Source organism: Streptomyces sp. NPDC102402, from assembly GCF_044765765.1.
Lineage (GTDB): Bacteria > Actinomycetota > Actinomycetes > Streptomycetales > Streptomycetaceae > Streptomyces.
In genome coordinates this window covers 826,734-838,714 of sequence record NZ_JBIWKR010000003.1, presented here as the reverse complement: position 1 = coordinate 838,714, position 11,981 = coordinate 826,734, and the positions used below count along the sequence as shown (strand labels likewise).

Genomic DNA, 11,981 nt, shown 5'->3' with positions numbered 1-11,981 from the left:
GCACGCGGCGGACATGCCAGGGCCCGTGTCCCCGGAGATCCGGAGACACGGGCGGGCCGGATCAGCGGCCGTAGCGGATCAGGGCGCGGACCATGCGGCAGGTGGTGTCGGACGGCGGGTGCATGGCGAGGCGGTCGGCCGCCGCGCGGATGCGGTCGTTGGACGCGCTCGACGGCTGGTACACACCGGTGTCGAGCAGGGCGATGGTCAGGCGCATGGCCTTGAGCCGGCGGTTGTGGGAGACGTACCACTCGCGGGGGCGGCCCGCGGGGAGCCGCTTCTTCCTCGCCGGCGGGGTGAACGGTTCGGTTCCGGCGGTACGGGTCGTGACTGTGGCAACGGCCATCGGCAACCTCCTGAGCACGGTGGTGGAACCCTCACGAACTCCCTCCATTTTACTGCCTCCCACTGACAATCTCCCCTGGCCAGAGGCCTTTTCGAGGATCCCTCCCGTACCTTTGACCCCATGGAGATCTGGATCAATCCCGCCTGTTCCAAGTGCCGCGGCGCGCTGAGTCTGCTCGACGCGGAGGGGGCGGACTACACGGTCCGCCGCTATCTGGAGGACGTGCCGTCGCCCGAGGAGATCCGGGCGGTGCTGGGCCGTCTCGGGCTGGAGCCGTGGGACATCACCCGGACCCAGGAGGCGGAGGCCGTGGAGCTGGGGATCAAGGAGTGGGCGCGGGACGCCGGTGCGCGCGAGCGGTGGATCACGGCACTGTCCGAGCACCCGAAGCTGATCCAGCGCCCGATCATCACCGCGCAGGACGGCTCGGCGGTGGTGGCGCGGACGGACGCGGCGGTGCGGGACGCACTCGGCCGCTGAGGGGCGCGCTCGCTCGGAGCTCCTGCCGCCCTGCACTCAGGGGGTGCATCGCACGGCGCTTCAGGGTGCATCGCACAGCGCTTCAGGGGGCGCGCCGCGCCGCCTTCTTCTGGAGCGCCGTGCGCCGCTTGCGGAGACGGGCCTGGCGGTTGCGGCTCGCCTTGCCGGCGGCGGCTCGCTCCCGGGCCTCGGGGTCCTTCTTCCGCCGGGGGCCGATCCAGAGGAGCCCGCCGAAGAGGACGACCATCATCAGGATGCTGAGGATGCCCAGGACGAGTGCCGTGCCGTCCGGCAGTCCCGAGAAGTCGTAGGTGTCGTATCGCTGCGAGAGCACGCTGTACCCCTGGTTCGCCGGTTCGCTCTCAGGCGATGCTCCCACCCCGCGTCACCCGTGGACAGCCCGGGGGGCGAGGCGTCGCCGTTTCAGGCACGCACCAGCTGTGCCTCCGCCTCGGCGAGGACCTCGGTGAGGCGCAGCCCGAACCGTACGTCGCAGGGGTGCGGCACCCCCGTACGTGCCGCGTCGGTGAGCGCGTCCACGGCCGCCCGCAACGCGGTGATCGCCTCGCCGCCTCCCTCGGGCAGGCCCGACACCCCCTGCTCGCCCCGGAATTCGACCTCCGTGCCCGCGGCGCCCGGCGGTGCGTCCAGCGCGAGCGTCACCGTGCTCGACGCTCCGGAGGTGTGGCGCAGCAGCAGATGCGTGGCGTCGGCCGGGCCGCGGGCCGCGACCACCTCCGTGACCTCGCCGAGGACCGGGATCAGGACCGAGAGCGCGTGCGGCCCAACGTCCCACAGGGCGCCCTTCTCGCGGCGCCAGGGCGAGGCCGCGAACTCGTTGTCCGTGCCCGGTGCGAACAGCGCACCGATCCACTGGGCGCGCGCCGTGAACCAGCCGCCCTTCGCGCCCTGTTCGTCGATCCACCCTGCCGTGCCCTCGGCGAACCGCAGCGTGCAGAAGACCACGGAGGCGACCTGGGCGCGCTCGGCGGCGTCGGCGACCGCGCGGGCGCCCGCGACCGTGGTGGCGACCGGCTTGTCCAGCAGGAGATGGCATCCGGCGTCGGCGGCCCGGACGGCCAGGGGCGCCTGGACGTCCGGGGGCACGGCGAACGCCACCGCGTCGCTGGCGGCCAGCAGGGCGTCGATGCCCGCTCCGCCCGTGTACGCCTCGGTGCCGTGGGCGGCGGCCAGCGCCTCCGCCGCCTCGGGACGGCGGCCCCAGACGCCGCTCAGTACGGCGCCGGGGTGCGCGGCGAGAGCGGGGGCATGGGTCATGCGCGCCCAGGGGCCGGCCCCGACGAGGCCGATCCGGAGCGGACCGGCGGAGGCTGCGTGTGTCGTCATGCGGCCAGTCTGCCCTCACCGGCCGCCCGCCCGGACCGTATCCAGTGCGCCGCAGGGTGAGACGGCGCGGGGCGGCGGGGACCTGCCGTCCGACACCCTGGGGAAACGTCGGTAACACCGGGTTCACATTCGGGCAACGGTCGGGAAATCGCGCTTTGCGAAGCTGCGCACCATAGACCGCAGCACCCGCAAAGGATGGCGTCCGTGACGTTCAAGGCTGAGTACATCTGGATCGACGGCACCGAGCCGACCGCCAAGCTTCGCTCGAAGACGAAGATCATGGCCGGCAGCCCCTCGCAGGGCGTGGCGGACCTTCCCATCTGGGGCTTCGACGGTTCGAGCACCAACCAGGCCGAGGGCCACGCCTCCGACCGCGTCCTGAAGCCGGTCTTCGCGTGCCCGGACCCGATCCGCGGCGGGGACGACATCCTCGTCCTGTGCGAGGTCTTCAACATCGACATGACTCCGCACGAGTCCAACACCCGCGCCGAGCTGCGTCCGGTCGCCGAGCGGTTCGCGGGCCAGGAGCCGATCTTCGGCATCGAGCAGGAGTACACCTTCTTCGACGGTCACCGTCCGCTCGGCTTCCCCGAGGGCGGCTTCCCCGCCGCGCAGGGCGGCTACTACTGCGGTGTGGGCTCGGACGAGATCTTCGGCCGCGACATCGTCGAGAAGCACCTCGACAACTGCCTGAAGGCCGGCCTCGCGATCTCCGGCATCAACGCCGAGGTCATGCCCGGCCAGTGGGAGTTCCAGGTCGGACCGGTCTCCCCGCTGGACGTCTCGGACCACCTGTGGGTCGCGCGCTGGCTGCTGTACCGCACCGCCGAGGACTTCAACGTCTCCGCCACCCTCGACCCGAAGCCGGTCAAGGGCGACTGGAACGGCGCGGGCGCGCACACCAACTTCTCCACCAAGGCGATGCGCGAGGGCTACGAGGCGATCATCACGGCGGCCGAGTCGCTGGGTGAGGGCTCGAAGCCGATGGACCACGTCAAGAACTACGGCGCGGGCATCGACGACCGTCTGACGGGTCTGCACGAGACCGCCCCGTGGAACGAGTACAGCTACGGCGTCTCCAACCGCGGCGCCTCGGTGCGCATCCCGTGGCAGGTCGAGCAGGACCAGAAGGGCTACATCGAGGACCGTCGCCCGAACGCCAACGTCGACCCGTACGTCGTCACGCGGCTGATCGTCGACACCTGCTGCACCGCGCTGGAGAAGGCCGACCAGGTCTGATCCGCACGCGTACGTGACGAAGGGGCGCCCGTCCGACGGGCGCCCCTTCGCCGTACCCGAGCCGGGACGGCCGGTGAACGGACGGCGTGGAAGGGACTCGTGAGGAACGGGGCGCGAGAACCTGACACGGTTGTCCGTATCGACGGGTGAGAGGACCCTGCTGCGCAAGGGCGATGTCTGCTTCAATGGGGTCATGGCCAGCTTCCAGCACACCGCGTCGGGTCGCAGCGACCTCGAGCCGTTCTGGCCCTCCCGTCAGCACCATGACTTCGACCGGGTGTGTTGCCGCGCGTGGAACGCGCAGGCCCTCTAAAGCCGCCTCACCCCCGGCCTTCGGCCCGCGCGCACGACGTACGTCCTCGACGACTCCTCGCGCGAAAGAGCTGACTCCTCATGGCTGACACCCGTACCCTCTCCACCGCGTCCGCCGCCACCCCGGCAGGCGCGGTGTCCGCTGCGGCCACCACCGCCCGCAACACCCTGTCCCCCAACCGCCACCGGCTGCGCGCCGTCGACCGTGACGAGGTCGTCGAACTCCCCGACGTGGCCGGCTTCCTGCCGGCGGGTGCCACCTGGCTGCCCGCGCCCCAGCACACGCTGCCGGCCCTTCCGGGCCGGCCGCCGATGGTCGGCTACCTGGTGCTCGTCCCGGCCGATCAGCAGCCGGCCCTGGCCGGTGCCGTGGCCTCCGCCCGGCACCGGGAGTTCGCGCCGGTGCCGGAGGCCGGGGCCGCCCCGGCGGGCGGGCCGGTGCAGATCGACTCCACACGGCGCACGGCCTCCGTGGACGGCGCCGCTCTCGACCTCACGTATCTCGAATTCGAGCTGCTGGCCCACCTGGTGGCGCACCCGCACCGGGTGCACACCCGGGATCAGCTGGTGACGACGGTCTGGGGTTACGGGCATGTGGGCGACGGCCGTACCGTCGACGTCCATGTCGCCCGGCTGCGCCGCAAGCTGGGTGCGGAGCACCGCCGGTCGATCCAGACCGTGCGGCGTGTCGGCTACAAGTACGCGCCCTGACCGCGCACCGCTCGTACGGGAGGCCCCGGGTTCCGGCCCGGGGCCTCGCGCCGTTTCCAGGGTGGTGCCAGGTACACCCCCCGTCGGGTGGTGGAACGGCTGACGGCACCCCCCGCCGTCGGGCGAGACTGGGTGCCGAACGGGATCCGATGTGGGCCCGGCGAGGGGAGACACCATCATGGATGCGGCAAAGAGCCGGGTACGGACCGCGCTGCTGACCGGCCGGCGGGCGTTCGGCCTGTCCTTCGTGAGCATCGTGGGCTCCGCCACCCTCTTCGTCCTGTCGGTGCTCTCCCTCGCCTTCATCCTGCTGGGCGTCGGACTGGTCACCACGCCGCCGCTCATGGAGGCGGTGCGCAAGCACGCCAACCGGCGCCGGCTGCTCGCGGCGACCTGGTCGGACATCCGCATCCCGGTGCCCTACCGCCCGTTCCCCGAGGACCTGCGCACCGGCTTCACGGGACAGGTGGAGCGGACCACGCTGCTGCTGAAGGACCCGGCGACCTGGCGGGACCTGCGGTGGCTGCTGATCGACATGACGGCGGGCTACGTGCTGCTGGTCCTCGCCTTCGCCCTGCTGGTCTTCCCGGTGGAGGGGCTCGTCCTCGCGGCAGGGCTGTGGCGGGTTTTCGAGGACGACAGGTACTGGTACGGATTCGTGCCGGTCGACAGCCAGATGACGGGGCTGGCAGCGGCGGCGCTCGGCATCGCGGTCTTCCACGTCGGCCTGTGGGCGGCCGAGCCCCTGCTGCGGACCCACTTCGTGCTCGCCCGGTCCGCGCTGGCGCCCGCCCCCGGGGAGCTCGCGCAGCGCATCGACCGGCTCACCGAGACCCGGCACGAGGCGGTGGACACGGCGGCGTCCGAACTGCGGCGCATCGAGCGGGACCTGCACGACGGGGCTCAAGCCCGGCTGGTCGCCATGGGGATGAACCTCGGCACCATCGAGGCGCTGATCGAGAAGGATCCGGCTCAGGCGAAGAAGCTGCTGGCGATGGCCCGCACGTCTTCCGCCGAGGCCCTCACCGAGCTGCGCGACCTCGTACGGGGCATCCACCCGCCGGTCCTCGCCGAGCGCGGTCTCGGCGACGCGGTGCGGGCGCTGGCCCTGCGGATGCCGCTCGCCTCCGAGGTCACGGTGGAGCTCCCCGGCCGGGCCGGCGCACCGGTCGAGTCGGCGGCGTACTTCGCCGTCAGCGAGACCCTGACGAACGCGGTGAAGCACGCGGAGGCCGACCGCATATGGGTGGACGTGCACCACTCCGGCGGAATGCTGCGGATCTCCGTCACCGACAACGGGAGGGGCGGTGCGACCGTCGGAACGGGCTCGGGACTGAGCGGAATCGAACGCCGACTGGGTACATTCGACGGCGTACTGGCCGTCAGCAGCCCAGCGGGCGGCCCCACCATGGTGACCATGGAGATCCCTTGCGCGTTGTCCTAGCCGAAGATCTCTTCCTGCTCCGCGACGGCCTCGTGCGCATGCTCGAGGCCTATGACTTCGAGATCGCGGCAGCCGTGGAGACGGGACCCGAACTGGCCAGGGCCCTGGCCGAGCTGGAGCCGGACGTCGCCGTCGTCGACGTCCGGCTCCCGCCGTCCCACACGGACGAGGGCCTGCAGTGCGCGCTGGAGGCCCGGCGGCGAAGGCCGGGACTGCCGGTGCTCGTCCTGTCCCAGCACGTGGAGCAGTTGTACGCGCGTGAGTTGCTGGCCGACGGCAACGGCGGCATCGGCTATCTGCTGAAGGACCGGGTGTTCGACGCCGACCAGTTCATCGACGCGGTACGCCGGGTCGCCGCGGGCGGTACGGCGATGGACCCTCAGGTCATCTCGCAGCTGCTGTCCCGACGCTCGGCGGACGGGCCGATGGGCGGCCTGACACCGCGGGAGCGTGAGGTCATGGGGCTGATGGCACAGGGCCGTTCGAACGTGGCGATCGCCTCGCAGATGGTGGTCACGGAGCGGGCGGTGGCCAAGCACACCTCCAACATCTTCAGCAAGCTCGGCCTGCCGGTGTCGGACGACGACAACCGGCGCGTACTCGCGGTCCTCGCCTACCTCGACCACGGCTGACCGGGACGGCCGTGGCGGCGGGGACGACCGCCCGGCCCCCGGTGCTCAGCCCGTGAACCACCCCTCCGCGTCCAGCCGGTAGGCACTCGCGGGCGCCATCCGCCGCAGGTCCGCCTCCAGGGCCCGGACCCGCTCCGCGCCGAGCACCGCGACCCACTCGGCGCGGAGGCGGTCGAAGCCCTCGGCCGATCTGACCAGCACGTCGACGCCGCGTGCGGTGAGTCCGACCAGCTTGCGCCGGCCGTCGGCGGGGTCGTCGGTCCGTTCCACGTAACCGAGGCTCTCCAGCTTGTCGACCGTCTTGCCCGCCGCCTGCTTGGAGACTCCCAGCCGCCGGCCGATCTCGCTGGCGCTCGCCCCCTCCCGCCCGACCGCCTGGAGCGCGAACCCGTAGGCGGGGCGCATCTCCTGGTGGCCCTGGGCGACCAGGTCGTGGTGCAGGGCGTCGATGATCGACCGGAAGCCGGCGAACAGCAGCAGTGGCAGCTCGAAGCCCGCCTCTCCCCCACCGTCCCGCTCCTCACTCATTGCGCAACTCGACAACCTGGTTTACCTTTTCGACAATCATGTTGTCGAGTTTACCGCGAGGAGATCCGCTATGCCCATTCCGTACTTCCCCGATCACACCCTCGACTCCGCGCCGCCCGCCGCCCGCCGCACCATGGAGGCCATGGCCGCGAAGCAGGGCGGCCGTGTGCCGTCCGCCGTGGCACGGCTGGCCACGTCGCCGGAGACGCTCAACGGCTTCCTCGCGGCGAGCGCCGCCTTCGAGTCGAGCACCCTCGACCCACTGTCCCGCGAGGTCGTGATCATGACGATGGCCACCCGCAACGCATGCCACGTCTGCGTCGAGATGCACGCGGGGAGGCTGGTCTCGCTGGGCGCCGCACCGGAGCTGATCACCGCGCTGCGGACCCCCGGAGAGCAGCCCCTGCCGGACGAACGGCTCGAAGGGGTACGCCGGTTCACGCTCGCGGTGCTGGAGGCGTCAGGCGCGGTCGGGAGTGACTCCCTCCGGGACTTCGCCACTCTGGGCTACACCGCGCGCAACGCCCTGGAGGTCGTTCTCGGCATCGGCGCCTACACCGTCTCGACGCTGGCCAACCGGATGACGGGCGCTCCGGTGGGCACCGTCGCGGCGTAGTCCGCCTCCACGGATTCCGCCGCCGTCTGAACGGGCGGGTCTCCCGGTCCGTATGGGACGTCACGCTTCCGACTCGGAGCACTCGAAGCGGACTCGAAGCGGAGGAGTTTCATGGGACGCACATCGCGCAGGAAACGTTCGACCACGGCCAACCGGGCGATCGCCGCCGCGGCCGCGCTGATTCTGGGAGGAGGTGGGCTGGTCGCCGTCAACGTCTACGCGAGTGCCGGGGAAGGCAGGTCCGGACCGGTTCCCGGGCAGGACCGGGTCGCGGCTCGCCAGATGTCGACCATCGACTGCCCCGACGCGGGAATCGCCCTTCCCGACGTACCGGACCCGGCGCGGCCGGAGGTCGACCGTGAACTGGCCGCCATGGACACGCAGATCACCGACGCGTACCGGCAGTTCGCCGACCGCAGGGAGCGCATCGCCCGGGATCCGTCACTCGCCGAGAACTCGGTGCTCGGCCCGCTGCGGAGCAAGCGGTCGGCCAGTCTCGACCGGATCGGGATCGCCGTCGAACGGGCCGCGGGTGACCGGCCGCAGGGCTTGGAGGGACTCGCGGGGTGCAGCCTGCGCGCCGACGACGAGGACGGACAGGGCGGCGGATACGGGGGTGGCGGCGGCCAGGATCCCGCCGGGAGCGCGGACCCCGGCCAGGACGAGGGCGGCCAGGACGGCGGCGAGGGAGAGGGCGACGGCCAGGACGGCGGCCAGGGCCAGGGGGACGAGCCGGGTCAGGGGGACGAGCCGGGTCAGGGGGACGAGCCGGGTCAGGGGGACGAGCCGGGTCAGCAGGGCAACGGCCCCGAGGCCTCCGACTTCGTCGACATCCGGACCGTCCAGCCCGATACCGACCGGCCCCGCAACCGCCGGGGCGCCTCCCGCGGCACCTTCACCACCGACTGCGGACGCAACGAGAACGGGAAGTTCAACCCGGACAACGTCATCGCCGCTCCCGGAGTGAGCAACGGCGCCCACCACATGCACGACTACGTCGGCAATCAGGCGACCGACGCCTTCTCCAGTGACGACGACCTGGCAGGCGGCGAGTCGACCTGCCGCAACCAGGGCGACAGGTCGACGTACTACTGGCCCGTGCTGCGCCTGCAGAACGGGCAGGACGAGAACGACGTGGCAGCGGACGGCGGCGGCAAGGACCAGAACACCGGGGAGATCCAGACCCCCTCCCAGGTCACGCTGCGGTTCGTCGGCTCCCCCGCCGGGAAGGTCACCGCGATGCCGCGCTTCCTGCGGATCATCACCGGCGACGCGAAGTCCTTCACCAACGGTGACGCCAACGCCAACGCGTCCTGGAGCTGCACCGGATTCGAGGACAGGCAGCTCGCGGACAAGTACCCGATCTGCCCCGAAGGCAGCCAGGTGGTGCGGTCCTTCGCCTTCCAGAGCTGCTGGGACGGGCAGAACACCGACAGCGCGAACCACCGGACCCATGTGGCCTTCGCCCAGGACGACGGGCGTTGCCCGGCCGGCTTCCGGGCCGTCCCGCAGCTGGTCCAGCGCATCGTGTACGACGTCCCGCCGGGCCCCGGATTCGCCGTCGACTCCTTCCCGGAGCAGCTGCACAAGCCCGGCACCGATCACGGCGACTTCATCAACGTCTTCGACGACAAGCTGATGAGGAAGGTGGTGAGCTGCATCAACGGCGGCCGCAAGTGCCGCTGACGCGGCAGCCCCCGCGGTGACACCCGCCCCCCATACCTGCGCGGTCAGCTCCCGTGGTGACCGGAGTGCCCTGTCTCGTCCCCCCCACCACCACTGCCTCCCGAGTGGTGCGACGAGCCGGTCTCCACCGTCCCCCCGAGCCGGCCGCGCAGTGCCGCGACCACGTCCGCGTCACCGGCGGCGACCCACTTCCGGCCCACCAGGTACGAGCCGCCGTAGTCGTTGGCCTCGTTGAGCCACTCCCGCTGGCCGCGGTCGGTGGCGAAGGTGGCCAGGATCCAACGCCCTTCGTCGGTGGCGCAGTTGGCCTGGCGGATCTCCTCGGCATCGGTCTGCAGATTCGGCTCGCAGCGGGCCTTCGACGCGATCTGCTCCAGCGTGCCGCTCGCGGCCGGCGGGTCGGCGGGCTGGTCGTCGCCGTCCGCTCCCCCACCGCATGCGGTGAGCACGCCGCACATGGTGAGCAGGGCGGACCCCGCCAGCACGGCCGCTGATGCCCGGCGGGCCCGTCCTCGTCGCCACTCAAGCCGTTCCACCATGCGGCCATCGTGCCCGGTGCTCCCGGCTCGCGCGGGGAAACCGCACAACCCGCCCCGGAGCGCACGCGCCGGAGTGACCATCGCACCATTCGCTCGTTCAGCTGAACATGCCCCCACTGCGCGCAGTACCGCCGTCCGCCGGCCGCCCGTACGAGGAGCAGCCGGCCGGGGAGCGGGCCGAGGCCGCGGCGGCCGAGCACTACGCGCGCCTGGTGCGCATCGCGTATCTCGTGCTGGCGCCCTCGCTCGGCCGCAACCGGCGAGTCCTGTCGGCCCACTGGCTGACCCAGCGGGCTCTCGCCGGCGGGGAGGGCCCTGACCCGGGGGGCGCCTACGCGTACGTACGGCTCCGGGTGGTGCGGGCCGCGCTGGAGGCGGGGCTGCCGCTGCTCCGGTTCGCCCGGCCCCGGCGCGCGCAGTTCCCGCCTGTGGTGCCCCAGGTGTGGGGGCTGCGGCTGTTCCCGCACTCCTGCGGCGCCGACGAGCTGGCTCTGGAGCAGGCCCTGGCCTCGGTGTCGGGGCCCTGCCGGGCCGCCCACGTGCTGCGGGGGCTGGAAGGGCTCGACGACGCCGAGGTCTGCCGGGTCCTCGGCGCGGCGGGCGTCGCCGATCCCAGGGCCGCGCTGCTGGAGGCCGGCGTCCTCACGGCGCCCCACACCCTGCTGGCCTCACCGGAGTTCGACCCGTGCTCCCTGCAGGTCAGGCCGCCCGACCCGGTCCGCCGACGGCGGCGCACGCGTACGGTCCTGGCCGGCGTGGGCGCCCTGCTGGTCTGCGGGACGCTGCTGATGATGCCGGGGGACGGCCTGGGCGGTCCGCGTGCGGCCTCCGCACCTCTCTACGCACGCCACCGGACGGCGCAGCAGGCCCTGGACCCGGCCTCGCTGCACCGGGTGCCCGAGGGGCTCTGGCGGGGCTCGGAGCGCCGGGACTTCACGGTCTGGCCGACGCGCGGCGACCGGGCCGGGGACACCCGTCTGCTGGGCCGCGCCCTCGCCGCGTGGGCCAGGCCCGGCCCGGCGGTCGCCTCCTCGGTGACGCCCGGCACCCCGGACGGCCCGCCGATGGGGCCGCCCCAGCTGCTGTACGCGGGCGAGGTCGGCGAGGCCGCGGTGGTCCTGCTCCACGACGGCCTGCGCGTCGTGCGCTACGCCGAGCCGCGCAACGCCGATCCGTCCCGGGGCGCCGCGCTGGACTTCGCCCGGGTCGACGGTGCGGACGCGGTGGCGGCCGGCGCGCTGGTGGTCGAGCGCCGGGCCGGCCGGATCCGCTATCTGACCGCGCCCTGGGTGCGGGAGACCGGCGTACGGGACCTGCTCGCACCGCACTCCGCGGCCCGGCCGCTGCCCCGTGACCGCCACGGCGTGACGGCCCCGCTGGCGGGGCCGGAGACGGCGGCGGGGGGCCGGGCGGACTGCCGTTCCTGGCAGGCCCTGGAGGTGCGGGACGACGCCGCGGCACGGCTGATGACGGATCTCGGTGAGCTCACTCCCGTGCACCTCACCTCCGGCACGCCGTCCGCTCCCCACGATGTCGCCGGCCGTGCGGAGCGGGAGAGCTGGGCGCGCACCGCCTGTCTTCTGCCGGCGGTGCGGTCCAACGGCGTGCGGTCGGTGAACTCGTGGCCGTACGCGAGGCAGCGGCTGCCGGAGGGCGAGGGCGACGCGCTGTGGTTCTGCACCAGGGCCGACACCTGGCGGGGTTCGGGGAGCAGGGTCCTGGCGCAGTTCCAGGCGCCGCCGGAGCGGTCGGGGGGGACCGGTGCGCCGGGAGCGGTCGCCGCCCGCGCGGAGGACTCGCCGGACTGCGGGATACGCAGGCCCCGGGTACTGGCGGGCGTGCTGTGGAAGTCGGACGGCGGGCGGTGGTACGTACTGGCGGCGGGCTCACGGCAGTTCACGTCCCTGACCGCGACGGGCGGGGTGCGGGGGCGGGCGGACGGGCGGCTGCTGGCCCTGCCGACCAGAAAGGGTGACCGGCCCAGGCTCGACGGGCTGCTGGCGGACGGCAGCCGGGCTGGCTCCCTCCGCTGAGACCGGCGCCGGTGCCCCCTGGGCCGGCGGTCCCGTACAGGTGCGGCGGAGGGACGCGTTCCACACCC

14 protein-coding genes are annotated in these 11,981 nt (G+C 72.8%); 9 read left to right on the top strand and 5 right to left on the bottom strand.

From position 1 onward, the window contains the following. Positions 1-61: 61 nt before the first annotated feature. Positions 62-346, bottom strand: coding sequence for a hypothetical protein (locus ACIRJR_RS13325; RefSeq protein WP_403778433.1), 285 nt, complete (start codon positions 344-346; stop codon positions 62-64). A gap of 120 nt (positions 347-466) precedes the next feature. On the opposite strand from ACIRJR_RS13325, the gene ACIRJR_RS13320 reads away from it, so the two are divergent. Then, positions 467-826 carry an ArsC/Spx/MgsR family protein gene (locus tag ACIRJR_RS13320; RefSeq protein ID WP_403778430.1) on the top strand — a complete coding sequence of 120 codons (360 nt, stop codon included), beginning with the start codon at positions 467-469 and terminating at the stop codon, positions 824-826. Between the two features lie 82 nt (positions 827-908). Here ACIRJR_RS13320 and ACIRJR_RS13315 read toward each other — a convergent pair whose 3' ends face one another. Together ACIRJR_RS13315 and ACIRJR_RS13310 are read right to left on the bottom strand one after the other, a co-directional pair. Then, positions 909-1,160 carry a hypothetical protein gene (locus ACIRJR_RS13315; protein ID WP_403778428.1) on the bottom strand — a complete coding sequence of 84 codons (252 nt, stop codon included), beginning with the start codon at positions 1,158-1,160 and terminating at the stop codon, positions 909-911. Between the two features lie 89 nt (positions 1,161-1,249). After that, entirely contained in the window at positions 1,250-2,173 is a 924-nt protein-coding gene (locus ACIRJR_RS13310) for a Gfo/Idh/MocA family protein (RefSeq protein ID WP_403778425.1), read from the bottom strand. A gap of 204 nt (positions 2,174-2,377) precedes the next feature. Here ACIRJR_RS13310 and glnII point away from each other — a divergent pair, with 204 nt between their 5' ends. The 5 genes from glnII to ACIRJR_RS13285 all read left to right on the top strand — a co-directional run bounded on the left by glnII (position 2,378) and on the right by ACIRJR_RS13285 (position 6,511). Continuing rightward, positions 2,378-3,412 (top strand): glutamine synthetase, encoded by a 1,035-nt coding sequence (glnII, locus tag ACIRJR_RS13305; protein ID WP_403778422.1) that lies wholly within the window; start codon positions 2,378-2,380, stop codon positions 3,410-3,412. Positions 3,413-3,542: 130 nt separating this feature from the next. Beyond that, entirely contained in the window at positions 3,543-3,725 is a 183-nt protein-coding gene (locus ACIRJR_RS13300; RefSeq protein WP_403778419.1) for a hypothetical protein, read from the top strand. An 80-nt stretch (positions 3,726-3,805) separates the two neighbouring features. Further along, the gene (locus tag ACIRJR_RS13295) at positions 3,806-4,435 is read left to right on the top strand and encodes a winged helix-turn-helix domain-containing protein (protein ID WP_403778416.1); all 630 of its coding nucleotides are present in this window, start codon (positions 3,806-3,808) and stop codon (positions 4,433-4,435) included. Between the two features lie 178 nt (positions 4,436-4,613). Continuing rightward, positions 4,614-5,879, top strand: coding sequence for a sensor domain-containing protein (locus tag ACIRJR_RS13290; protein ID WP_403778413.1), 1,266 nt, complete (start codon positions 4,614-4,616; stop codon positions 5,877-5,879). After that, entirely contained in the window at positions 5,864-6,511 is a 648-nt protein-coding gene (locus ACIRJR_RS13285) for a LuxR C-terminal-related transcriptional regulator (RefSeq protein ID WP_403778410.1), read from the top strand. Before ACIRJR_RS13290 ends, ACIRJR_RS13285 begins: the two co-directional genes overlap by 16 nt. A gap of 45 nt (positions 6,512-6,556) precedes the next feature. Here ACIRJR_RS13285 and ACIRJR_RS13280 read toward each other — a convergent pair whose 3' ends face one another. Next, complete coding sequence (locus tag ACIRJR_RS13280) at positions 6,557-7,039, bottom strand: MarR family winged helix-turn-helix transcriptional regulator (protein WP_403778407.1); 483 nt, start codon at positions 7,037-7,039, stop codon at positions 6,557-6,559. Positions 7,040-7,109: 70 nt separating this feature from the next. Between ACIRJR_RS13280 and ACIRJR_RS13275 the strand changes: the two genes are divergently transcribed. Next, on the top strand, positions 7,110-7,655 hold the full coding sequence (locus ACIRJR_RS13275; RefSeq protein ID WP_403778404.1) for a carboxymuconolactone decarboxylase family protein: 546 nt from the start codon (positions 7,110-7,112) through the stop codon (positions 7,653-7,655). Positions 7,656-7,766: 111 nt separating this feature from the next. Continuing rightward, positions 7,767-9,341 (top strand): DUF1996 domain-containing protein, encoded by a 1,575-nt coding sequence (locus ACIRJR_RS13270; RefSeq protein WP_403778401.1) that lies wholly within the window; start codon positions 7,767-7,769, stop codon positions 9,339-9,341. A 44-nt stretch (positions 9,342-9,385) separates the two neighbouring features. Here the strand turns inward: ACIRJR_RS13270 and ACIRJR_RS13265 are convergent, their stop codons facing one another. Next, positions 9,386-9,880, bottom strand: a complete 495-nt coding sequence (locus ACIRJR_RS13265) for a hypothetical protein (protein WP_403778398.1) — start codon at positions 9,878-9,880, stop codon at positions 9,386-9,388. Positions 9,881-9,987: 107 nt separating this feature from the next. Between ACIRJR_RS13265 and ACIRJR_RS13260 the strand changes: the two genes are divergently transcribed. After that, on the top strand, positions 9,988-11,913 hold the full coding sequence (locus ACIRJR_RS13260) for a hypothetical protein (protein WP_403778395.1): 1,926 nt from the start codon (positions 9,988-9,990) through the stop codon (positions 11,911-11,913). Positions 11,914-11,981 lie beyond the last annotated feature (68 nt).